This is a genomic window from Halorubrum saccharovorum DSM 1137 (assembly GCF_000337915.1).
GTDB classification, from domain to species: Archaea; Halobacteriota; Halobacteria; order Halobacteriales; family Haloferacaceae; genus Halorubrum; species Halorubrum saccharovorum.
Genome location: NZ_AOJE01000070.1, coordinates 181,344 through 204,388, shown reverse-complemented (window position 1 = coordinate 204,388; position 23,045 = coordinate 181,344). Strand labels below are relative to the sequence as shown.

Here is a 23,045-nt window from a genome sequence, read left to right as displayed (position 1 = left end):
CTACGGCAGCGCAGGAACGCGACCGCATCCGGACGCACACTGACCGAAAAATGACGACCCCCGACCCCATCCGCTGATAACCCATGCCACAGGCACGCCTACTGGTCGATTTGCCCGACGGACCGTGGATAGCCGACGTTTCGCGCGCCTTCCCGGACGCCGGGTTCCGCGTGCTCACCGCGGTGCCGGACGAGAGCGCCGGCTTCGCGCTGCTCAGACTGACGGCTCGCGACGCCGACGCCGTGCTCGCGGCGATGCGAGACCACGAGGCGCTCTCGAAGGTGTCGGTGATGGCGCGGGGCGACGGGGTCGCGACCGTCCGGATCGAGACGAACGCCCCGCTGCTCCTGGTCGCCGCGAAGCGCTCGGGGCTCCCGATCGAGATGCCGCTCGACATCGAGAACGGCGTGGCCGAGGTCGACGTCACCGGCGAGCACGAGCGCGTCGCGGCGCTCGGTAAGCGGTTCGACGAACTGGGACTGGAGTACGAGGTCGAGCGCGTCCGCCAGCGCGTCGATCCGGTCCGGCTGCTGACGGACCGCCAGCAGGAGCTCCTGCTCACGGCCGTAGAGCTGGGGTACTACGACGTGCCGCGTCGGTCTACCCTGACCGAGGTCGCGGACCACCTCGGGATCGCGAAGTCGACGTGCAGCGAGACGCTTCAGCGGGTCGAGCGAACCGTGGTCCGCGAGTTCGTCGACGACCTCCCGAACCGACCGCTCGAAGACGATGCGGACGCGGCCGGCGCCGACACGGGCGCCGACGGCGGTGCGGATCTCGACGCCGAGAGCGACGCGGAACCGGCGACGAGCCCCCAGACCTACCACTCATGAGCGACACAGACAGCCACGACCACGACGAGACCGCCGAACCGATCACCGACGAGGTACACGACAACTCCTGGTCGGCGAACCTCGAGAAGCCGAAGTACGCGGACGACGCCGACCTGGCGGTCCGCGACGCGCTGGCCGCCATCGATCACACGACGGCGGGCAACCACGTCAACCTGGTCACGCACGGCGACCTCGGGCATCCCGAGGAGTTCCTCTACGACGCGATCGAACGGGAGTATGCCCTCGACCCCGAGTACGTCGAGCAGTGCGGCTGCGGCGGCCACGTCACCCGCGTACAGGTGGCCTGACCACCGATCGGGGGATGACCGGCGACCGACGGACAGGCCGCCGATCCCGGACGCGGGCCCCCGAGCGGTCACCGCCCGCCACCACGCTTATTTTGGCCGAGACGGAGATTCCGAGCAGTGACGTCCCCCTCGTCCCCGACCCTCCCGCTCGCGGACGGGGTCGCCGCGATCGGATCGTTCGCGGACCCGATCGTCGTCGACCCCGGTCCGTCGCTTCTAGCGGCCCTCGCGGCAGCCTACCGAGACGCCGCGCCCGCGGCGGTCGATCCCGACCTCGACGCGCTGCGCGCCGGCGCCCGGCCCGACCACGACCCCCTCTCGCCGGCCGCCGACCTCCCGACGCTCACGCTGCTGGCGCGGGATCGGGCCGTCGACGCGGTCGCGGACCCGTTTCACCCGGCCAGCCGGCTCGCGGCGCTCGTGGAGCCGGGGGTCTGGGACCTGCGAACGCTCACGGAGCCCCAGCCCAACGCCGTTCTCGCGGGGCGGTCCGACGGCTGCGTCCTCGTCGCGGCGGTAGACGAACACGGCGACGCCGGTGACGACGGGCCGTGGTGCCGGATCGGCAGCGATCCGACGCTCCGCGACCGCTACGACGCCCTCGCCGCGGAGGCGGAGCGAGAGCGAATTCGCACCCCCAGCCGTCATCGGCTGTACGGGGCGCTCCGAGAGCGGTGCGGGGGCGCGGTCGCGGACGAGGCCGTGCGGCTGATCGACGGGGACCAGCCCGGCTCCGCTCCCCTCGACCGCGGCGGGGCTCGGATCCGGACGTACGCCGCCGGCGCGCGCCGCGGCGCGCTCGATCGCGATCTGCGACGCGCCTGCGAGGACGCCGGGCTCGGGAGCGCGGCGACGTTCACCCGGATAAAACGGAAGTTCGTCGAGGCCGAGCTCCTCGGGACGGAGCCGGTCTCGCAGCCGGTGGGGCGCCCCCGACAGCGGCTCGTCGCGCGCGGCGCGCTGGCGGACGCGTCGTCGCTGGCGGCGGCTCTGTCGGCCCTCGAATCGCTTCGCGAAAGGGGGAAGGAAGGAGTCGACGGCGACGCCTAGTCGTCCTTCGTCTTGATGTCCGCGGAGAGCCCCTGCGCCATCTCGATCTCCTTGGAGTTGTTCAGCGTCCACGCGGTGCGGTCGGTGACCGCCTCGATGGCCTCTCGGGCCGAGGGGTAGCCGTTGCCGGACTTCTTGACGCCGCCGAAGGGGAGCTGGACCTCCGCGCCGATACAGGGGAGGTTGCCGTACGCTAACCCGAGCTCGGCGTGGTCGCGGTAGTAGTTGATCTGCCGGTAGTTCTCGGAGACGATGGCGCCGGCGAGCCCGTAGTCGGTGTCGTTCTGGATCTCGACCGCGCGCTCGATGTCGCCGTCGTACTCCAAGAGCGCGACGTGCGGCCCGAACACCTCCTCGTGGGTACATCGGAGGTCGGCGTCGGGGTCGGCCTCGTAGACGAACGGGCCGATCCAGTGGCCGTCCTCGTGGCCGTCGGGGACCTCGTCGGCGTCGAGTTCGGTCCGGTCGACGAGCACGTTCACGCCCTCGTCGCGCGCGAGCCGGTTGTACTCCGACACCTTCTCGAAGTGCTCGCGCTCGATGAGCGGCCCCATGAACGTGTCCTCCCGGAGGGGGTCGCCGACGGCGACCGACTCGGCGACCTCGACGAACCGCTCTTTGAACTCGTCGTACACGTCGGTGTGGACGATCAGGCGCTCGGAGGAGACGCAGCGCTGCCCGGTCGTCTTAAACGACGACATCACCGCGGAGTGGACCGCGGTGTCGAGGTCCGCCTCCTCGGTGACCACGATCGCGTTCTTGCCGCCCATCTCGCAGGCGGCGCGCTTGCCGGCGACGCCGCCGAGCTTGTCCTGGATGTGGTGGCCGACCTCGGCGGAGCCGGTGAAGAGGACGGTCTCGACGGCCTCGTGCTCGACGATCGCGTTGCCGGCGTCGCCGAACCCCTGGACCATGTTGAACACGCCGTCGGGAATCCCGGCGTCGTCGAACATCTCCGCGATGATCTGCGCGCACCACGGGGTCTGCTCGGCGGGCTTGAACACGACGGTGTTCCCCTCGACCAGCGCGATGGCCATGTGCCAGTAGGGGATCGCGACCGGGAAGTTCCACGGGGTGATACAGCCCGTGACGCCGCGGGGCGTCCGGCGCATGTACGCGTCCTTCGCGGGGATCTCGGAGGGGACGATGTCGCCCTTCGGGTGGCGGGCGTCGCCGGCGGCCCACTCGACCATGTGGGCGGCCTCGACCACGTCGGCTTTCCCCTCGGAGATCTCTTTCCCGCACTCCTTCGTGACTACCTGCCCGAGCTCGTCCGTCCGCTCGCGCAGCTCGTGGTACACGTCCCAGAGGTACTCCGCGCGCTGGATCCGGGAGAGCTCGCGCCACTCCTCGAACGCCGCGTCGGCGGCGTCGACCGCCGTCTCGACGTCTTCGGGCGTCCCGCGCTCGAACGCGCCGAGCGTCTCGCCGGTCGCCGGGTTCTCGCTCTCGAAGGTCTCCGAGCCCGTGCCCGAGACCCACTCGCCGTCGATGTAGTGTTGATACGGGTCCGACATGGGCGTTCGTTTCCGCCGCCACGTCCAAATATCCCACCCGACCATGGTCGGCAGAGTCTTTGTGATGCGGTGCCACAGAGAGGGTAGTAATGGCAATCAGCGACCCAGGGAGGAACGAGGAGTGGTCCGGCACGCGACTCACCCTCGATCTGTGGCACCCGAACTGCTGGGCGATCGAGGCGACGGGCCGGACCGACGGCGGCGTCCTCGCCCACGCGATCTACAACTCCCCGAAGGCGACCGGCGACGCGCCGAACTCGGTGAACGGACTGTTCACTGCCTTCGCGGACACGAACGAGGAGGTCGAGGAACTGCTCGACGCGATCCGCGCGTCCGACCGCGCGGGAGAGCTCCTCGAGCTGCAAGAGCGGTTCGGCCGCGCGCGAGACGCGCCCGGAAACGTCGTGCGCGAGTTCTTCCTGGAGTACGACCCCGCGGACATGCTGTGTCCGACCCTGCTCGAACACGGCTTCGTCCACAGCGCGCCGGTCCGGATCGAGGACGGCCGCGAGGAGTGGCAGGTGTGTTTCGTGGGCGAGCGCACGGATATCCGGGAGTCGCTCGACGCGGTCCAGGAGAGCGCGGGCGCGGAGGTGACCGTCCAGTCGATGTCGTCGTCGGGCCAGCCCGGACGGTCGCCCCGCGAACAGCGGCTCGACACGCTCACCACCACCCAGCGCGAGGTGTACGAACACGCCCGCGAGGCGGGGTACTACGAGTGGCCCCGAGAGGCGTCGACGCGCGAGCTGGCCGACGACCTCGACGTGTCGAAGACGACGCTGCTCGAACACCTCCGGAAGGCGGAGTCGAAGCTTCTGGACCCGTGACCGTCGATCGCCGATCGCCGCCTCGTTGAAATCCTCGGCGAACGCTTTTGGCTCGCGGTTCCCTTAGTTGAGAGACTCATGGGACTGTTCACCGAGATCGGGCGGCAGGTAGAGAAGTTCAAGCGGACCGCGGAGAACGCGGCCGACGGCGCCGAGACGTTCCGGTGTCCCGCGTGCGACGAGGAGTTCGATAGCGCACACGAACACTGTCCGGAGTGCGGAGCGGAGATAGTCGGGTCGACGGAGACGGAGGAGTAGTCGCCTCCGCCGTCTCGCCCGGTTTGCGACCGACCGCTCCGGACGGGCTGCAATATCCGATTTCGGCGGAGGTCGACCGCCGCTCTCCGATCGCCGATCGCTGACCGGGGCGCTCAGCGCCCGACGACCGCCCGCAGCGCGAACAGCGCGTTCGACTTGCGCTCCCGCACCCGCCGGTAGAAGTACGAGAACCACTTGGAGCCGTACGGGATGTACTGGTACACCTCCGCGTCGGTCTCGGGGTCGGCGGCGAGGTCGAACTGTTCCCCCTCGCGGACGCCCATCAGCATCTGGACCTCGTAGGGCGTCCCGTGTTCCGCGTGGAGGTCCTTCGCGTGCTCGATCATCGCGGGGTCGTGGCTGCCGACGGCGACCCCGTCGTCGAACGCCTCGAACATGTACGCGAGGCAGTCGCGGTACGCCTCGTCGACGCGGGACTTCTCCCGGTAGGCGATTTCCGCGGGCTCGTCGTACGCGCCCTTCACGAGCCGGACCTTGCCGGGGAGGTCGGCGAGCCGTTCGAGGTCCTCGCGCGTGCGCTTCAGGTTCGCTTGCACGCAGACGCCGACGTTGCCGTCGGTCGCGGTCGCGTGGCGCTCGAACGCGTCGAGCGTCACGTCGGTGGTGTCGTGGTCCTCCATGTCGATCCAGACGAAGGTCCCCGCGCTCCCCGCCTCGTCCGGCCCGGAGTCGTCGGCCGCCTCCACGATCCGCGCGAGGTTCTCTCGGAAGGCGTCGTCGCCGATGTCGAGCCCGATCTGGCTCGGCTTGACGGAGACGCAGGCGTCGAGCTCCCGGTCGGCGATCGCCTCGACGAGGTCGACGTACGCGTCGGCGTCGGCGTCGGCGGGAGGACGCTCCTCGTAGTGCTCGCCGAGGAGGTTCAGAATGCCGGACACGCCCCGGTCGTTGAGCGTTTCGACGTGCGCGAGCGCGGCCTCCGGCGTCTCGCCGGCGACGAAGTTGCTCGCGATAGGCGGGATCATACGATCATCGGGGCGCCCGACGGGGATATAAGGGCACCCGACCAATAATTCCACAGAATATATGAGAATATAACGTGCGTGGAGCTATCGCGCCGTGCGAGAGGAGCTATACGTCCCAACCGACCATGGACGGGTAGGGTTTCAGATGCCCGTACGTCCACGGAAACTACAGGTAACATATGTCACGAAATAGCATGGACCTGACCGACCGGAGAACGCTGCTGAAACTGACGGGCGGGGCGGGCGTCGCCGCGCTCTCGGGCTGTCTCAGCACGACCGACGACGGGGGGGACGGGTCCGACGGGAGCGACGGCGGAGACGGGTCCGACGGGGGCGACGGCGGAGACGGGTCTGACGGGAGCGACGGCGGAGACGGAACCGACGGCGACGACGGGAGCGACGGCGGCGACACCGGCCCGTACCAGATCGGGATGGTCGACTCGCTGACCGGGTCGCTGTCGGCGTTCGGCGAGCGGAACCAGCGCGGCGTCGACCTCGCCTTACAGCGGGTCAACGAGGTCGAGATCGACGGGCGCGAACTCGATCTGATCGTCGAGGACTCCGAGAGCGAGAACCAGGGCGGCATCGCGGCCGCCCAGAAGCTCGTCAACCAGGACGGGGTCCCGTTCCTCATCGGCGCGGTCGGCTCCGGCGTCTCGCTCGCGATCTACGAGAGCGTCGTGCAGGACACCGACGTGGTCCAGCTGAGCCAGAACTCCACGGGGCTCAACCTCACGGACTTCCCCGGCCTGCTCCGGATGTCGCCGTCGGGACGCAGCCAGTCGCTCGCGCTCTCGAACATCATCTCCGACGACGGCTACGACGAGGTGGCGATCACCTACGTCAACAACGACTACGGGCAGAGCCTCACCGACGCGTTCGTCAACGCCTGGGAGGGCGACATCGCGTACAACAACCCGCACGACCAGGAACAGCAGTCCTACTCGGGGGTCATCTCCGAGATGGACAGCTCCGGCGCAGACGCGTGGCTGTTCATCACCTACCAGGCGGAGTTCGCGACGATGGTCAACGAGGTGTACTCGTCGGGCTACGAGGCGCAGTTCTACGGCGCCGACTCCGTCTCCGGCGACAACGTGATCGAGAACACGCCGGAGGGGAGCATGGAGGGTATGAAGATCGTCGTCCCCTCCGCGCCGGTCGAGGAGGAGAACTACCAGTCGTTCGCGGACGCCTTCGAGTCGGAGTACGACCAACAGCCGACATCGTGGGCGGCGTACGCCTACGACTGCGTGATAAACGCCGCGCTCGCGATCCAGGCCGCGGACGAGTTCACCGGCTCGGCGCTCCGGGACACCGTCCGGCGCGTCTCCGGGCCCGACGGCGAGGAAGTGACCTCCTTCGAGGCCGCCAGCCAGATCCTCGCCGACGGCGGCGGTCCGGACGACGTCGACTACCAGGGCGTCAGCGGTCCCATCGACTTCGACGAGAACGGGGACCCGGTCGGCTTCCTTCAGGTCTTGGAGGTCCAGGACCACGCGTACGAAGGCATCGACTTCGTCGAAGGGTAATCGACACCGATGACCGTCCTCGGATACTTGGCTAACGGGCTGGTCTTCAGCAGCATCATCGTCCTCGGCAGCATCGGCCTGTCGCTGGTGTACAGCATCGCGGACTTCGCGAACTTCGCGCACGGCGACACGATGACTATCGGCGCGTACGCGGCGCTCGTGACGTTCGGCGCCGTCGGCGGGCTCGGCGGCGCGGTGTTGGGGCTTCCGTACGGCTTCTTCCTCGCCTTAGTCGTCGGGATCGCAGTCGCGGCGGTCGTCGCGGTCGGCACCGAGAAGCTCATCTACGAACCGCTCGACGTCGACTCGATCGGCCTGTTGATCACGTCGATCGGGATCGCCTTCATCTACCGCGCGGTGATCCAGATCCGGTTCGGCTCCGACTTTACCCGGTTCGGGATCCAGCCGCTGCGCCCGATCGAGTCCCTCGTGCCGTACGGCGTCCGCGTGACGCTGCACGACGTGGCGATCGTCGGCTCGGCAGTCGTGCTGGTCGGGGGGCTGCACGTCCTGTTGCAGTACACCGACCTCGGCCGGAAGATGCGCGCGATGGCCGACAACCCGGACCTCGCCCGGGTCAGCGGGATCCGAACGAAGCGGGTCAAGCTGTGGACGTGGGTCATCGGTGCCGGGCTCGCCGGCGCGGGCGGCGTGTTCCTCGGACTCTTCAACCAGCTCTCGCCGCGGATGGGGTTCAACCTCCTCCTGGTCATCTTCGCGGCGGTGATCCTCGGCGGGATCGGCTCCGTCTACGGCGCGATGGCAGGCGGCTTCCTCATCGGCATGATAAACCAGCTAACGCCGTTCTTCTCCAACGTGGTCGAAGCGCTCCCGATCTGGCCGGGGTGGCTCGCGGCGATCGTGCGGGGCCTGATCAGCATCGAGTACGCCAACGCGATCGCGTTCGTGATCATGGTCGTCGTGCTGTTGGTCCGGCCGAACGGGATCGCCGGGGAGGGGGCGACATGAGCCTCCTCGACGGCGCGAGGGGATCTCTGACGGAGCTGAGTCGCCCCGAGAGATGGGTGCTCGGCGTCAGCGCCGCGTTCGCGCTGTTCCTGCTCGCCGCGCTGCTCACCGGCGCGCTCGGGCCGACGTACTTCCTGTTCCTCGTCGGACTCGCCGGGATGTACGCGCTACTCTCGTTCGGACTGAACGCCCAGTGGGGGTTCACCGGGCTGATCAACTTCAGCGTCGCCGCGTTCTTCGGGATCGGCGCCTACGGCTCCGCGCTGATGACCGCCGACAGCTCGCCGATCGCGGGCGGGTTCAACCCGCTCGTCGGGCTCGTCGTGGCGCTCGTCGTCGCGTTCGTGCTGGCGCTGCTCATCGGGATCCCGACGCTCCGGCTCCGGGCCGACTACCTCGCGATCGCCTCGCTCGGACTGGCGGAGGTCGTCCGGCTGATCGTGCTCAACGAGCGCTGGCTGACGAACGGGAGCGCGGGGCTCCGCGGGATCCCGAGCTTCTTCCAGGGGTGGCCGGTGCTCTCGACGTTCCCGGAGGCGATGCCGGGGCTTCGGCTGGTGGTGATCCCCGGGTCGCCGATACTCCTTGAAACGTCGTTCTGGCAGTCGCTGCTGAACGTGATGCTCGTGCTCACGTTCGCCGGAGTGACGTACCTCGTCTTGCGCCGCGCGCACCGCTCCCCCTGGGGGCGAGTGCTGCGGACGATACGCTCGGACGAGGACCTCGCGAGGGCGCTGGGGAAGAACACCTACTCGTTCAAGATGCAGTCGTTCATCCTCGGCAGCCTGATCATGGCGCTGGCCGGCGTGTTCTACACCCACCTGAACCTCTACGTCGGGCCGGGCGATCTCGACCCGATCACGACGTTCTACGCGTGGGTCGCGGTGATCCTCGGCGGCAGCGGCTCCAACCGCGGGGCGCTGTTCGGTGGCATCGTCATCGTCACCATCCGCGAGGGGACGCGCTTCCTCAACGACGTGGCGCTGCCGATCGACCCCGCGCCGCTGCGGCTGCTGTTGATCGGGGTCGTGATCGTCGCGGTCATGCGCTACCGGCCACAGGGGATCCTCCCGCCGCAGCGGGAGCTGATCTGGCCGAGCGCCGTCGACGGGGGCGGAACCCCCGAGACGCCGGACAGCGGCGTCCGCGAACAGAAGGGGGGTGGTAGCAATGAGTGAGGGCGCGCTCCCCAAGCAGGACGCCGTCCTCCGCGTCGACGACCTCCAGAAGTCGTTCGGCGGCCTCGCCGCGACCGACCACGCGTCGTTCGCGGTCGAGCGCGGCACGATAACCGGGCTCATCGGCCCGAACGGCGCCGGGAAGTCGACCCTCTTTAACCTGATCTCCGGCTTCTACGAGCCGGACGGCGGCACCGTGGAAGTGAACGAGACCGACGTGACCGGGATGGAGCCGTATCAGGTGGCCGATCACGGGCTCATCCGGACGTTCCAGACGCCCCGGAAGCTGGAGGGGATGACGGTCCGCGAGGCGATGCTCGTCGGGCCGCGGAACCAGCCCGGCGAGTCCTTCGTCAAGCTGTTCGCGGCGCCCGGGACGGTCGCCGAGAGAGAGTCGACGAACCTCGCCGAGGCAGAGCGGATCTTGGAGGAGTTCGAGATCGACCACCTCGCGACCCAGCCCGCGACCGACATCTCCGGCGGGCAGATGAAGCTCGTCGAGCTCGCGCGCGCGATGCTCGCCGAGCCGGAGGTGTTACTGCTCGACGAGCCCGTCGCGGGGGTGAACCCGACGCTGGCGAAGAAGCTCAAAGACCAGATCCGGCGGCTCAACGAGCAGGGGACGACGTTCCTGCTGATCGAACACGACATGGAGTTCGTGATGGACCTGGCCGACCCGATCGTCGTCTTGGACCAGGGGAGCGTCCTGACGGAGGGCTCCCCGGAGGAGGTCCGGAGCGACGATCGCGTCATCGACGCGTACCTCGGAGGCGGCACATGAGCGACGACACCACCCGGCCCGCAGGGGCCACCGACGGATCCGGTCCCGTGCTCTCGCTGTCGGGCGTCGACAGCGGGTACGGCGAGGTGCAGGTGCTCGACGACCTCTCGATCCGGCTCGACCCGGGAGAGATCGTCTGTCTCGTCGGCCCGAACGGGGCCGGGAAGTCGACCGTCCTCAAGACGGCGTTCGGGATGTTGACGCCGTGGACGGGGACGGTCGAGTACCACGGCCGCGACATCGGCGGGATGGCGCCCGAGGAGATCGTCCGCGAGGGGATCGGCTACGTCCCCCAGACCGACAACGTGTTCGGCTCGTTGACGATCGACGAGAACCTCCGGATGGGCGGCGTCGCCCGCGACGGCGGCCTCGATGAGGTGATCGAGACGCTGTACGACCGGTTCCCGATCATCGACCGGAAGCGGACCGCGAAGGCCAAGACGCTCTCGGGCGGCCAGCGCCAAGTGCTGGCGTTCGCCCGGGCCCTCGTGATGGAGCCCGACGTGCTGCTCATCGACGAGCCGTCCGCCGGGCTCGCGCCCAACACGGCCGACGACGTGTTCGAGGACGTACAGGAGGTCAACGACATGGACACCGCGATCCTGATGGTCGAACAGAACGTGACGAAGGGACTCGGCATCTCCGACCGCGGGTACGTCCTCGATCAGGGGACGGTCCGGTTCGAGGGCACGCCGGAGGAACTGCTCAACGACGAGGAGGTCTCCCAGCTGTACCTCGGCGGCTGAGTCCCCTCCCGCGCTCGGCTTCGCTCTCCATCGCATGACACCGCCCCTCGGACGGTACGCGTTCGCGCTCGCGCCCCTCGTAGCCGCGGCGCTGTGGGGCGGCATGTACGTCGTCAGCAAGTGGGGGTTCGCGCTGGTCCCGCCGGTGACGCTCGGGTTCCTCCGGGTCGTCGTCGGCGCCGGCGCGCTCTGGCTCGTCGTCGCCGGTCGCGGCGATCCGGCGCCCTCTCGCGACGAGTGGCCGGCGTTCGTCGCGCTGGGCGGCTGGGTGACGCTGACGATAGCGACCCAGTTCGTCGGCACGGAGCTGACGAACGCCAGTCAGGGGTCGCTTCTGACGGTTCTCACCCCCGTGTTCACGGTGCTGCTCGGGGCGGCCGTGCTCGGCGAGCGCATCACGGCGACGAAGGCCGGCGGGATGACCGTCGCCGGCGTCGGGACCGCCGTCGTCCTCGCCGGCCAGTACGACGTGGGATCGATGGCCGCCGGAAACGCCGTCGGCGTGGCGCTCCTCCTGATCGGCAGCGCGGCGTGGGCCGGCTACACCGTCTGGGGGCTACCGGCGGTCAGGCGCCACGGCGCGCTGCGGGCGGCGACGTACTCCTCGCTGGCGAGCGTCCCGATGCTCGGCGTCCTCGCCGTCGGAGAGCTGTGGTACCTCGGTCTCTCGCCGGCCGACATCCCCCTCACCGCCGAGTCGGTCGCCGCCGTGTTATACCTCGGGCTGGGGGCGACGGCGGCCGCGTGGTTCCTCTGGTACAAGGGGTTGGAGTACGTGCCCGCGGGAACGGTCGCCGTCTTCTTCTTCGCACAGCCCGCGGTCGGGGCGGCGCTCGGCGCGGCGCTGCTCGGCGAGGCGCTCGGACCGGGGTTCCTCGTCGGCGGCGCGCTGATGACCGCTGGGATCTGGGCGGTGAGCCGAGAGCGCGCGGGAACGACCGACGAGGCGACGGACGCCGCCGCGGAGTGACGCGTGTCTCCCCCCATCCCGCCCCGTCTCACGTCGCCCGCTTCTCCAGTTCGCCGGTGAGCCCGGCGGCGTCGAACTCGTGGTCGGGCCGGATCGCGACGAAGTCGAGGAACCGGCGGGCGGCCAGAATCTCGTCGGTCGAGTAGCTGTCGAGCGCGGCGTCGACCGCCTCAGCCGCGCCGATCAGGGGTTCCAGCGCGGCGAGGGCGCTCGCGAGGTCGTACGACCGCGCCGACTCGCGGCCCTCCTCGCTCACGCTCGTCGCGTCGATGACGTAGAGTTCCCCGTCGCGCACCAGGACGTTCTCCGCTCGGAGGTCGCCGTGGGCGAGCCCGGCGTCGTGGATCGTCCGGAGCGTGGCGAACAGCGCCGGGGCGAGCGCGGCCACGTCCGCGGTGCCGAGCTCGTCGAGCGTCCGGAACTCGGGGAGGTACTCCAGCACCACGACGCCGAGGTGGCCGACCTCCAGCGCCTCGATCGGCTCCGGGGCGTTGACGCCGATCGCGCGGACCTTCCGGGTCGCCTCCAGCTCGTGGCGCGCCATCTCGTAGGGGGTCTCGTAGCGCTCGAAGAAGCCCTCGGTGCCCGCGGAGAAGGCGCCGAGGTTGCGTCCGGTGGTGAACAGCGCGTGGACGAGCGTGTTCTGTCGGGTGATCACCTTCACGAACAGGTCGTCGTCGACCACCATCGGCGTCGACAGCCAGTTGTCGGCGTCGAGGAAGCGCACCCGCATCTCGTCGCGGTCGTACCGGTCCGCCAGCTCGCGGACGACCCGCTCGATGTCGGGCCAGTCCACGTGACCGCGCACGATCCGGCGGAGCTCCATGGACGGTCTGAGGCGACCGCGGCTCATAAATGGTCACGTCGGAGCCCGAGAGACCGGGACGAAGAGGGCGACGCGTCGTCACACGCGATCGATAATGGTCGTTCGTGCCGTTTATATCGCCGCGTCGCAATTCTTGCCTATGGACTTCGAGCTACCCGCAGAACACCGGATGATCCGGGACACCGTTCGCGAGTTCTGCGAGGAGGAGATCCGGCCCATCGCCCAGGCGATCGAGGACGAACACCGGTTCCCCGAGGAGGTGTTCGCCGATCTCAACGACCTCGATATGATGGGCGTGCCGGTCTCCGAGGAGCACGGCGGGCTCGGCGGCGACCAGCTCATGTACGCGCTGGTCACCGAGGAGCTGGGCCGCGTCTCCGGCGGGATCGGGCTCTCGTACGCCGCCCACACCTCGCTGGGCGCGAAGCCGATCGAGCTGTTCGGCACGCCCGAGCAGAAGGAGGAGTGGCTCCGGCCGCTCGCCGAGGGCGGCGAACTCGGCGCGTGGGCGCTCACGGAGCCCGGCAGCGGCTCCGACGCCTCGGACATGGACACGACAGCCGAGTACGACGCCGACGCCGGCGAGTACGTGCTGAACGGGACGAAGCAGTTCATCACGAACGCGAGCGTCGCCAACAGCGTGCTGGTGAAGGCCGTCACCGACCCCGACGCCGGCTACGACGGCATCTCGACGTTCATCGTCGACCCCGACGACCGCGGGTTCGAGGTGACGACCGTCTGGGACAAGATGGGGCTCAACTGCTCGCCCACCTGCGAGATATCGCTCGACGACGTGCGGATCCCGGAAGACCGGCTGCTCGGCGCGGAGGGCGAGGGGTGGACGCAGACGATGAAGACGCTCGACGGCGGGCGGATCTCGATCGCCGCGCTCTCGGTCGGGCTCGCGCAGGGGGCCTACGAGGCGGCCAAGGAGTACGCCGGCGAGCGCGAGCAGTTCGGGAAGCCGATCGCGAAGTTCGACGCGATCCGCGACAAGGTGGTCCACATGCACCGCCAGACCGAGCGCGCCCGGCTGCTCACCCACAAGGCGGCGACGAGATACGACGCCGGCGAGTCCGTCACCCGCGAGTCGGCGCTGGCGAAGCTCGACGCCAGCGAGGCGGCCCGCGAGGTGGCCGAGGAGGCGGTCCAGACGCTCGGCGGCTACGGCTACACCACCGACTTCGCGCCGCAGCGCTTCTACCGCGACGCGAAGCTGATGGAGATCGGGGAGGGGACGAGCGAGATCCAACACGTCGTGTTGGGCCGCGAGCTCGGGCTGTAAGGAGGTCGCGAAGCGATCGGTCCGGCGACGCGGACCGGCGTTCGCGTCACAGGTTCCGCTCGATGTACCGGTTTACCGACCGCACCCGATCGGGCTCGAAGGTCCAGAGCCCGCGCCAGACTCGGGGTTCGACTTCGACCGCGAGCAGGCTCACGCCGTTTTCGATCCCTCGTTTGAGATCGGTTCCGGGGTCGGCGTCGAGCGACTGGGGCCCCTCCGGCGGGCGGTACACCACGAACCAGCTGTCGGTGAAGTCCCGCGTGTCGCCGCCGTGGATCACGGCGTCGAGGTCGCGCGGGAGGTCGTCAGGCACCCCGTAGAGGTGCGTGTCGACGCCCGCCTCGGTCACGCGCTCGTACACCCGGCGCGTGCCGACCTCGTCGTCGAGGCGCGAGAGCCGCTGGAACGACGACCGGAGCGTGCCGTCGCCGGCCATCCAGGCGGCACGCTCGATGAACCGCGAGATGGTGATTAAGAGGAGCTTCTGTCGGTTCGACTCGGGGTACCCGCGCAAGGAGAACGTCGTGTCGGCGAGCCCCCCGATCACGGAGGGGAGGTCGATGTCGTCGAGCGTCCGGCTCCCGGTGACGTACAGGTCCGAGTTCACGAACAGCACCGCGTCGCCGAGCTCGCCGAGCGTCGACCCCGCGACCACCTCGTCGCCCTCGACGAGCAGCGCGAGGTTCTCTAACTCCTCGGGGTCGTCGCCGTCGAAGGGCACGTCCTCGTGCTCTCGGAGGGCGTCGACATCGATCACCGGGCCGGTGCCGTCGGGGTTCGGCGCTCCGTAGCTTCCGTCGCCCCGCCCCGCACACTCCCCGTTCCGGTCGACGATCCGGTCCGTGGTGAACTCCCGGGTGGCGAGTCCGCCGCGGGAGTCGGACCGGTTCGTGTCGGTGCCGCGGTCCCGGTCGACGCGCGGGCACTCACCCGATCGTGCCGTTTCGTCGACCACGTTCACCGCCCCCTCCCCGAACGTGTCCACGAGCATGTTCATGACGGGGTCCGGGTCGCTGCGGTTGACGACGACGATGGATCGGTCGGCGCCGTCGAACCGATCGAGGAACTGTGCGAGCGTCACGTGCTCGAAGTGGTCGAGTTCCGATGATAAACGTTCCCTCGCGGTTATCCGGCGTGAAAACCGGGCGATCGGTGCGGTCCGTCCGCTCGCTTTCGGGCGGTCCTACGCGCCGACAGTCTCTTCGAGAAGCTGGAGCGGGTGCTCGACCTCGTAGCCGGTGCCGTGCTCCATCTGCATCGCGCAGGTCGGGCACTCTGTCATCCCCACGTCGCCCTCGGCGTCCTCCATGTGATCGAACATCTCCGCGCCGATCTCCATCGACTTCTCGTACTTCTCCTCCTTCCAGCCGTAGGTGCCGGAGATGCCCGAACAGGAGTCGCCGACGTCCTCCATCTGCACGCCGTCGACGTCGCGGAACGTCTCGACGGCCTGCCGGGAGAGCCCCTGATTGCGGGCGTGACACGGCGCGTGGTAGGCGAACGCCTGCTCGTCGGCGAGCTCGGTCCCCGCCAACTCGCCCTCCAGGTCCTCGTTGATCCGGAGGTACTCGAGCGCCTCGTAGGTGTGCTCGGAGACGTCCTCGATCCCGTGGATGTCGAACAGCTCGGGGTACTCCTGGCGCAGCGACAGCGAACAGGAGGTACAGGAGGCGATCACGTCGGCGCCCTCGCCGATCGCCTCCACGAGGTTCTCGACGTTCGTCTCCGCGTGCCGACGCGCGTCCTTCAGCATCCCATTCGCGAACATCGGGGTGCCGGAGCACTTCTGTGGCGGGACCATGACCTCGTAGCCGAAGTGCTCGTACACGCGGACCATGGCCTTGCCGACCTCCGGCGTGTTGTAGTTGGAGTAGCAGCCGTGGAAGTAGGCGACGCGCTTGTCGGGGTTCTCCACCTGCGCGCCGCCGCGGGCCTTCCACCACTCGCGGAACGTCTGGGTGGCGAAGTCGGGGAACTCGCGGTCGCCCGCGATCCCGAGCACCTTCTCGCCGAGCTTCATGGCGCCGGGAATCTTCGTCGCGGCGTTCGCCAGCCGCGGCACCTTGCTCGCGATGGACGCGAAGAAGCGGTAGTTCGAGAGGATCCGGTTCCGGACGTACTCCCGCGAGAGCTTCTCCATCTGCTCTTCGACGAACTGGCCGCGCGCCTCGTTGTGCATCTGCGAGAGCGGCACCGAGGAGGGGCAGGCGTCGTCACAGCGCATGCAGTTCGAGCAGGAGGTGATCGACTCGTCGATGTCGTGGTCGTCCTTGCGCTTGAGCCGCCACTGCTCCGGGCCCTGAAACTTCGGGCCCGGGAACTCCTCGTCGACCTCGGCAACCGGACAGGAGGTGTCACAGCTCGTGCACTTGTAACAGGAGTCGGCGCCGTCCCGGAGGTCGAGGTCGCCGCCCGGGAACACGTCGACCGGGTCGTACGCGTCCGGGTCGAGGTCCGTCGAGTCGCTCCCGCCGGTCGCGCTCTCGACGCCGCCGTCGGTTGCGGCGCGGTCCGCGGTCGGGTCGGCAGCGAGGTCGCTGTCGGCCCCTTCTACCGCGCCGTCGTCGGGGACGAAGATCGACGGCTGTTCGTCGCGTCCCGCCTCGGGAACGCCGGGGGTGGCCGCGGGCTCGCCCTCATCGCGGTCGTCACCGTCCATCTCGTTCGCCCCGTTCGCCTCGTTAGCGTCCTCGTCGTCGGTGTGTCGTGTCATTTGGTTGCCTCCGTCGCCGCCTGCCGTCCCGCCACGATCCCGGTCGCGAGCGACACCCCGCTCGCGGACTTCTCCCGCGCCGCGTCCGCGCCGCCGACGATCCCGCCGGCCGCGAAGACGTTCTCGTACGCCGCGTCGCCGTCCGCGTCCAGCGCGCGCCCGTCCTCGCCGATCCGGACGCCGAAGCGCGCGTACGGCTGGTCGCCGAACGCGTCGTCGACGAACCACTCGTAGCGGTCCGCCGGCTGCTCGACGTGGAGCCCGAAGACGGGCTCGCTGACGCCCTCGCGGTCCGAGTCGAGCCCCTTCCCGACGAGCCCGCCGGTCGCGAGCACGAAGGCGTCGGCGCCGTACGGCGTCTCGCGGCCCTTCCGGTCGACCGCGACCGTCTCGACCGCCCCGTCCGCCTCGGTCTCGACACCGACGACCGGGTTGCCGGTCTCGAACCGGACGCCCTCGTCGTCGAGCGCGTCGTACAGCCGGTCCTCCAGCCTGAGTCCCGGGAGGCTCGGCGGCCCCATCGGGATCTCGAAGACGTCCGCGCCGAGGCGGTCGGCCAGTTCGGCGCGCACCGCGTCGCCGCGGTCGTCGCCGAGGAACGCCGGGAAGCCGACGCGCTCGACGCGCTCGACGCCGCCCGCCTCGTCGACGGCGTCGTGGAGGTGCGGCGCGACCGCCTTCGCCAGCGCCTCGCGGGCGGGGACGCCGTCGATCGCCTCGTCGTGGTCGAGCGCCTTCGCGATCCGGGTGACCTTCGTGTCCGCCCGGAAGGCCTCGGCGAACTCCACCTCGGCGCCGGCGACGTCGAAGGGGACGCCGGCGGCCTCCAAGCGCCCGGCGAACGCCCGCGCGTCGTACTCGGTGAGCGACCGGAAGCCGACGATCAGGGCGGGTCGGTCGTCGCTCGCGAGCCCCGCCTCGGCGGCGGCGGGATAGCGCGCGGTCGGCTTCACGCTCCCGCCGAACGTCGGGAGGAGCGCGTTGTTGTCGGTGTGGCTCCCGCGGTACGCGTCGCCCGCGAGGTCGTCGAACAGGTCGAGCCCCTCCCGCAGCGCGTCGGCGCCGACGGTCCGGTAGGGGTGGCTCTCGGGGAGCCGGTCGACCGCCTCGAAGGGGTCGGCCAGCGGGCCCTCCGGGTCGGGCCACTCGTCGCGGTCGAGTTCGCGGCCAGCCGTCGGCGGGCCCTCGCGGAGCGGCTTCGCGGGCTCGGTGGCCGGGACGTAGCCGAGCGCGTCGATCAGCCCGGAGGCCTGCCGGAGCGTGCTCGCCTTGTGGGAGACGAGCCGTACGTCGGCGCCCTCGCGGGCCGCCGCGATCGCCGCGGTGATCGCCGCCATCCCGCCGCCGACGACGAGCACGTCGCTATCGATCGCCATCGGTCCCTCCATCCGTAGCGGCAGTCCCGGCATCGCCGCCCTCGCCGGCGTCGGACCCGGGTGCCCCGCCCTCGTCGCCCGCGTCGAACGCCCCGAAGTCGACCTCGCCGTCGAGGTTCGCCGGATCGCCGTCGCGGTTCATCGTCGTCGCGTGGAGCATGTGGTTCAGCATCGCCTGCGAGAGCTGGCGCCCCCACAGCGCGTGGCGCTGGCCCTTCCAGCGCTCCTGGTACAGCTCGTCTTCCGCGTCGCGGACGACCGGTTCGGGATACTCTTGCGCGAGCTCGGCGGCGATCCGGTGGGAGCAGAACCCGCCCTGACAGTTCCCCATCGAGGCGCGGGTGCGCAGGCGGACCGCGTTGAGGTCGCTGCCCGCGTCGCCGATGGCGTCCTGCACCTCGGCGCGAGTGACTCCCTCGCACTCGCAGACGACGGGGTTCGGATCCCACTCGTCGAGCACGTCGCCGGCTCGCGANCCGAGCCGCTGGCCCGAGCGCCGCGCGACGGGGGACCGGAGCCCGAACTCGTCCATCAGATCCTCCATGCGCGCCGGGTCCTCCGAGCCGGGGAGCGGCGCGTCGGCGGTGTCGCAGGTCGCGTCGCGACCGAGCGCGTCGCAGACGTGGTCGGAGATGGACTCGGCCATCATGCGGTAGGTGGTGAGCTTCCCCCCCACGATGGTGGTCATTCCGGGGAGGTCGTCGCGGTCGCCGTGGTCCAAGAGGAAGTAGTCGCGGGTGATGTCGGTCGGGTCCTCGGTGCCGGTCCCGGGGGGTTCATAGAGGGGTCTGACGCCCCAAAAGGAGCGGAGCGTCCGGGCGTCCTTCAGGGCGGGCACGAGCTCCGAGAGCGTCTCGATCACCAGGTCGACCTCCCACTCCTCCTCGGGGTAGTCCTCGGGGTCGGAGACCTCCTCGTCGGTCGTGCCGAGGATGCAGGCGGTCTCGTGGGGGACGATGATGTCGGCGTCGCCCTTCGGCCGGCAGCGGTTGATCACGGTGTCGACCTGCCGGGTGTTCATCACCGTCATCACGCCCTTCGAGGGGCGGACCTCCACGTCGACGCCGGCCATCTCGCCGACGTTGCCCGCCCACGCGCCGGTCGCGTTGACGACGTGGCGCGCGCGGATCTCCTCGGTCGCCCCCGGCTCGCGGTGGATGCGCTTTCCGGGGCCGGTCTCGTGTTCGACCTCGACGCCGACGACCTCGCCGCCCTCGACGAGCACGTCGGTCACCGGGGCGTGGGTCTCGATCCGCGCGCCGTGATCGCGGGCGTCGGCCGCGTTCGCGACGCAGAGCCGGAAGGGGTCGACCGCGGCGTCCGGCAGCGCGATCGCCTTCTCCACGTCGCGCGCGAGATACGGCTCGCGGCGCCGGGCCTCCTCGCCGTCGATCACCTCGACGGGGATGTCGCAGGCGCGACAGCCCTCCAGTTTCTCTTGAAAGTACTCCTCGGAGTCCTCCGGGCGCTTGACGAACAGCCCGCCGGTCTCCTCGACGCAGTGGCCCGCGATCTCGCGTAACACCTCGTTCTCCTCGATACACTCCCTCGCGCTCTTCTGGTCGGAGACCGCGTACCGCCCCCCGCTGTGTAAGAGCCCGTGCATCCGTCCCGTCGTCCCGTGCGTCAGGTTCCCCTTCTCGACGAGCACCGCGTCGAGCCCCCGCCGCGCGAGGTCCCTGACCACGCCGCACCCCGTCGATCCCCCGCCGACGACGACGACGTCCACCTGTTGGTCCATGTCGATCCGGTCGGACCCCGCCCACTTTACTTTACCTCCTCATCAGGGTCACCCATAACAATCAGGGACGTTCAAGTAGTACAATCGTTGTCGGCGACGGTTGATTTATATACTTACTTTTTCGATCGCCGAGAATACCGAATTTTAACAGGAAGATTATTATGGTAGTACATTATGTTCACGAGTGGCGTGGCAGCTTCCGTGAAGATATGTCGCGGCGACGGCGACACCGGCTCTCAGGTCGAGACGCGGACGGTGGCTCGACCGGTGACGGGGCGGACGCGGCGTCGCGGCCGACGACCCGGGGGACGAACTGTGCCCCCGGTCGGCGCTCGCAGGGCGATCGGCGTCGACGACGTCGTCGACGCCGCGAACGGACCAGCGCCACAGGAGGGATCCAATACATGACACAGTATGTCGGTGCGATAGACCAGGGGACGACCGGCACCCGATTCATGGTGTTCGACCATGCGGGGCAGGTCGTCGCGAACGCGTACGAACAGCACGAACAGATCTACCCCAACCCGGGCTGGGTCGAACACGACCCCATCGAGATCTGGGAGAACACCCAACAGGTCGTCCTCGACGGCCTCGCCGACGCGGGGCTGGAGGCGAATCAACTCGAAGCGATCGGGATCACGAACCAGCGCGAGACGACGATCGTCTGGGACAAAGACTCCGGAAGGCCGGTCCACAACGCGCTCGTGTGGCAGGACCGCCGGACCACGGACCGCGTCGAGGAGCTGCAAGAGGCTGACAAAGTCGAGGAGATCCGCGAGAAGACCGGCCTCGAGGCCGACGCGTACTTCTCCGCGACCAAGACCGAGTGGATCCTCGATAACGCCGAGCCGCTCAAGATGCAGAGCTCCCGAGGCGGCGACCTCCGCGACCGGGCCCGCGAGGGCGAGGTCGTCATGGGAACGATCGACTCGTGGCTCATCTACAACCTGACGGGGAACCACATCACGGACGTCACCAACGCCTCCCGGACGATGCTGTACAACATCCGGGACCTGGAGTGGGACGACGAGCTGCTGGAGGAGTTCGGCGTCCCGAAGGAGATGGTGCCCGAGGTACGCCCCTCCTCCGACGAGGACTACTACGGTCACACCGACGCCGACGGCTTCCTCGGCGAGGAGGTCCCGGTCGCCGGCGCCCTGGGCGACCAGCAGGCCGCGCTGTTCGGCCAGACCTGCTTCGACGAGGGGGACGCGAAGAACACCTACGGCACCGGCTCGTTCTACCTGATGAACACGGGCAACGAGGCCGTCGAGTCCGACCACGGACTGCTGACGACCATCGGCTTCCAGATGTCCGGCGAGCCCGTCCAGTACGCGCTCGAGGGATCGATCTTCATCACCGGCGCCGCCATCGAGTGGCTCGAAGACGTCGACCTGATCAACAATGCGGCACAGACCGCGGAGCTGGCGCGCTCGGTCGACTCGACCGACGGCGTCTACATGGTCCCGGCGTTCACCGGGCTCGGCGCGCCCCACTGGGACGGCCGCGCCCGCGGGACCATCGTCGGGATGACCCGCGGCACGAGCAAAGAACACATCGTCCGGGCGACGCTGGAGAGCATCGCTTACCAGACCCGGGACGTGGCCGAGGCCATGGAGGCAGACTCCGGCGTCGAGACGACTAGCCTCCGGGTCGACGGCGGCGCGGTGAAGAACAACTTCCTCTGTCAGCTCCAGTCGGACATCATCCAGACGGAGATCGCGCGTCCCGAGGTCGACGAGACCACCGCGCTGGGCTCGGCGTACGCCGCCGGGCTCGCGGTCGGCTACTGGGACACCGTCGACGAGCTGCGCGACAACTGGCAGGTCGACCGCGAGTTCACGCCCGAGAAGAGCCAGGAAGAGGTCGACAAGCTCTACGACCGCTGGGGCGACGCCGTCGAGAAGTCCCTCGACTGGGCACAGGAGGACGAGTAAATGAACGAGCTCCTGCTCCAGGTTCCGGTCATCGGGATGGAGGTCGAACAGTTCCTCCTGCTGTTCATCACCGCACTCGCCGGGGGGGCGTTCGGCGCCGCCCTCGGCGCGCTTCCGTCGTTCATCTTCACCGGGTTCGTCGTGTTCCTCGGCGAGGGGATCGGAGTTCTCCAGCGGCAGGTCGGCGCGATCGAGGGCATCCCCGCGGGCGAACTCGCGGCCGGCATCACCGGCGTCATCGGCTTCGGCGCGGTCACCGGTCCGCACATCGCGTTCGCGGGCGGCGTGGCCGCCTCCGCGTACGCCGGCAAGAAGTACCCCGACATGAACCCCGCCGAGGGCGGGTACCACTTCGGGAAGGACATCACGTACGCGTTCGGGACGAAGCCCGACATCCTCGCCGTGGGTGCGATCTTCGGGGTCGTCGGGATGCTGTTCACCCGGGTCGCCAACGGCGTCTTCATCAACGTGTTGGAGATGACGCCGCCGACCGACTTCATCGCGGTGTCGGTGTTCGCGACGGCGTTCCTCGCGCGCCCCGTCTTCGGCTACCCGATCGTCGGGAAGCCGGCGGGCGACGGGTACCTCGACATGTCGCCGTTCGAGCGCGGCGACGACCATCCGAAGGCCGACAGCGAGGGCGAGCACGCCGGGCGCCCGGCGACGGAACCGTGGCTCCCCCACCAGTACAAGTGGTCGGGCGTCACTACGATCGGCCTCGTCGGCGGGATCCTCGGCGGCTACATCTGGCTGCAGACGGGGAGCATCTTCATGGGCTACGGCATCTCCGCGATGAGCCTGCTGTTCCTGAACCTCGGCGTCGAGAAGATCCCGGTGACGCATCACATCACGCTCCTCGGCGCGGTCGGTGCGGTCGTCATCGACCCCGTCGCGGGCAGCGTCGTCGCGCTGCTGGCGGCCGGCGTGCTCGGGGCCCTCAGCGGCCTCGTGGGCGAGGTCACCCAGCGGCTGTTCTACTCCCACTCCGGGACCCACGTCGACCCGCCGGCGATGGCCATCGCGATCATGATGCTCGCCGTGGGCATCCTCGCCATCCTCGGCGTGCTGCCGAACGCCGGCTACCTCTAACGCCGCTCGCTGGGGTCGGTCCCGGATCGACCCCGCGGATCGCCCCGAACCGACTCGATCGCGCGGTGACCGCTGCGCGGTCGCAGCGCCCGCCGAGACACGCCACACGCAGAGCGACCGAGACCG

The 23,045-nt window shown here is 69.4% G+C and carries 21 protein-coding genes; 14 read left to right on the top strand and 7 right to left on the bottom strand.

Going from position 1 to position 23,045, the window contains the following annotated elements; all coding sequences use genetic code 11:
- Positions 1–83 precede the first annotated feature (83 nt).
- From C471_RS15335 to C471_RS15325, 3 genes are all read left to right on the top strand, one after another.
- On the top strand, positions 84–833 hold the full coding sequence (locus tag C471_RS15335) for a helix-turn-helix domain-containing protein (protein ID WP_049909479.1): 750 nt from the start codon (positions 84–86) through the stop codon (positions 831–833).
- Positions 830–1,141 (top strand): CGCGG family putative rSAM-modified RiPP protein, encoded by a 312-nt coding sequence (locus C471_RS15330; protein ID WP_004050547.1) that lies wholly within the window; start codon positions 830–832, stop codon positions 1,139–1,141. The genes C471_RS15335 and C471_RS15330 overlap by 4 nt, the downstream gene beginning before the upstream one ends.
- Before the next feature lie 117 nt (positions 1,142–1,258).
- The gene (locus tag C471_RS15325) at positions 1,259–2,191 is read left to right on the top strand and encodes a transcriptional regulator TbsP domain-containing protein (RefSeq protein WP_004050545.1); all 933 of its coding nucleotides are present in this window, start codon (positions 1,259–1,261) and stop codon (positions 2,189–2,191) included.
- On the opposite strand, the gene C471_RS15320 is transcribed toward C471_RS15325, so the two are convergent.
- On the bottom strand, positions 2,188–3,708 hold the full coding sequence (locus C471_RS15320) for an aldehyde dehydrogenase family protein (protein ID WP_004050543.1): 1,521 nt from the start codon (positions 3,706–3,708) through the stop codon (positions 2,188–2,190). The genes C471_RS15325 and C471_RS15320 overlap by 4 nt on opposite strands.
- Positions 3,709–3,797: 89 nt before the next feature.
- Between C471_RS15320 and C471_RS15315 the strand changes: the two genes are divergently transcribed.
- Together C471_RS15315 and C471_RS15310 are read left to right on the top strand one after the other, a co-directional pair.
- Positions 3,798–4,535: a helix-turn-helix domain-containing protein gene (locus tag C471_RS15315; protein ID WP_004050542.1), complete on the top strand. Its 738-nt coding sequence runs from the start codon at positions 3,798–3,800 to the stop codon at positions 4,533–4,535.
- A 78-nt stretch (positions 4,536–4,613) separates the two neighbouring features.
- Positions 4,614–4,793, top strand: coding sequence for a zinc ribbon domain-containing protein (locus tag C471_RS15310; RefSeq protein ID WP_004050540.1), 180 nt, complete (start codon positions 4,614–4,616; stop codon positions 4,791–4,793).
- 113 nt (positions 4,794–4,906) lie between these two features.
- On the opposite strand, the gene C471_RS15305 is transcribed toward C471_RS15310, so the two are convergent.
- Positions 4,907–5,779, bottom strand: a complete 873-nt coding sequence (locus tag C471_RS15305; RefSeq protein ID WP_004050538.1) for a proline dehydrogenase family protein — start codon at positions 5,777–5,779, stop codon at positions 4,907–4,909.
- Between the two features lie 194 nt (positions 5,780–5,973).
- Here C471_RS15305 and C471_RS15300 point away from each other — a divergent pair, with 194 nt between their 5' ends.
- From C471_RS15300 to C471_RS15275, 6 genes are read left to right on the top strand one after another with little or no spacing between them, the layout of a single operon-like run.
- Positions 5,974–7,308, top strand: a complete 1,335-nt coding sequence (locus C471_RS15300) for an ABC transporter substrate-binding protein (protein WP_004050536.1) — start codon at positions 5,974–5,976, stop codon at positions 7,306–7,308.
- A gap of 9 nt (positions 7,309–7,317) precedes the next feature.
- A complete protein-coding gene (locus C471_RS15295) occupies positions 7,318–8,277 on the top strand; it encodes a branched-chain amino acid ABC transporter permease (RefSeq protein ID WP_004050534.1) in 960 nt (319 codons plus the stop codon).
- A complete protein-coding gene (locus C471_RS15290) occupies positions 8,274–9,455 on the top strand; it encodes a branched-chain amino acid ABC transporter permease (RefSeq protein ID WP_004050533.1) in 1,182 nt (393 codons plus the stop codon). Before C471_RS15295 ends, C471_RS15290 begins: the two co-directional genes overlap by 4 nt.
- Positions 9,448–10,236 (top strand): ABC transporter ATP-binding protein, encoded by a 789-nt coding sequence (locus tag C471_RS15285; RefSeq protein ID WP_004050532.1) that lies wholly within the window; start codon positions 9,448–9,450, stop codon positions 10,234–10,236. Before C471_RS15290 ends, C471_RS15285 begins: the two co-directional genes overlap by 8 nt.
- Positions 10,233–10,982, top strand: coding sequence for an ABC transporter ATP-binding protein (locus C471_RS15280; protein ID WP_004050531.1), 750 nt, complete (start codon positions 10,233–10,235; stop codon positions 10,980–10,982). Before C471_RS15285 ends, C471_RS15280 begins: the two co-directional genes overlap by 4 nt.
- Before the next feature lie 34 nt (positions 10,983–11,016).
- Positions 11,017–11,952 (top strand): DMT family transporter, encoded by a 936-nt coding sequence (locus C471_RS15275; protein WP_004050530.1) that lies wholly within the window; start codon positions 11,017–11,019, stop codon positions 11,950–11,952.
- A gap of 28 nt (positions 11,953–11,980) precedes the next feature.
- On the opposite strand, the gene C471_RS15270 is transcribed toward C471_RS15275, so the two are convergent.
- On the bottom strand, positions 11,981–12,778 hold the full coding sequence (locus C471_RS15270) for an RIO1 family regulatory kinase/ATPase domain-containing protein (RefSeq protein ID WP_004050529.1): 798 nt from the start codon (positions 12,776–12,778) through the stop codon (positions 11,981–11,983).
- A gap of 139 nt (positions 12,779–12,917) precedes the next feature.
- On the opposite strand from C471_RS15270, the gene C471_RS15265 reads away from it, so the two are divergent.
- Positions 12,918–14,063: an acyl-CoA dehydrogenase family protein gene (locus C471_RS15265; protein WP_004050528.1), complete on the top strand. Its 1,146-nt coding sequence runs from the start codon at positions 12,918–12,920 to the stop codon at positions 14,061–14,063.
- 46 nt (positions 14,064–14,109) lie between these two features.
- On the opposite strand, the gene C471_RS15260 is transcribed toward C471_RS15265, so the two are convergent.
- From C471_RS15260 to glpA, 4 genes are all read right to left on the bottom strand, one after another.
- A complete protein-coding gene (locus C471_RS15260) occupies positions 14,110–15,144 on the bottom strand; it encodes a hypothetical protein (protein WP_004050527.1) in 1,035 nt (344 codons plus the stop codon).
- A 102-nt stretch (positions 15,145–15,246) separates the two neighbouring features.
- Positions 15,247–16,776, bottom strand: a complete 1,530-nt coding sequence (locus C471_RS15255; protein WP_004050526.1) for an anaerobic glycerol-3-phosphate dehydrogenase subunit C — start codon at positions 16,774–16,776, stop codon at positions 15,247–15,249.
- A complete protein-coding gene (glpB, locus tag C471_RS15250) occupies positions 16,773–18,152 on the bottom strand; it encodes a glycerol-3-phosphate dehydrogenase subunit GlpB (protein WP_049909476.1) in 1,380 nt (459 codons plus the stop codon). The genes C471_RS15255 and glpB overlap by 4 nt, the downstream gene beginning before the upstream one ends.
- The gene (glpA, locus tag C471_RS15245; protein WP_004050524.1) at positions 18,139–19,893 is read right to left on the bottom strand and encodes an anaerobic glycerol-3-phosphate dehydrogenase subunit GlpA; all 1,755 of its coding nucleotides are present in this window, start codon (positions 19,891–19,893) and stop codon (positions 18,139–18,141) included. The genes glpB and glpA overlap by 14 nt, the downstream gene beginning before the upstream one ends.
- 404 nt (positions 19,894–20,297) lie before the next feature.
- On the opposite strand from glpA, the gene glpK reads away from it, so the two are divergent.
- Positions 20,298–21,830: a glycerol kinase GlpK gene (gene glpK, locus C471_RS15240; RefSeq protein WP_049909474.1), complete on the top strand. Its 1,533-nt coding sequence runs from the start codon at positions 20,298–20,300 to the stop codon at positions 21,828–21,830.
- Positions 21,831–22,919 carry a hypothetical protein gene (locus C471_RS15235; RefSeq protein ID WP_004050522.1) on the top strand — a complete coding sequence of 363 codons (1,089 nt, stop codon included), beginning with the start codon at positions 21,831–21,833 and terminating at the stop codon, positions 22,917–22,919.
- The last annotated feature ends 126 nt before the right edge of the window (positions 22,920–23,045 follow it).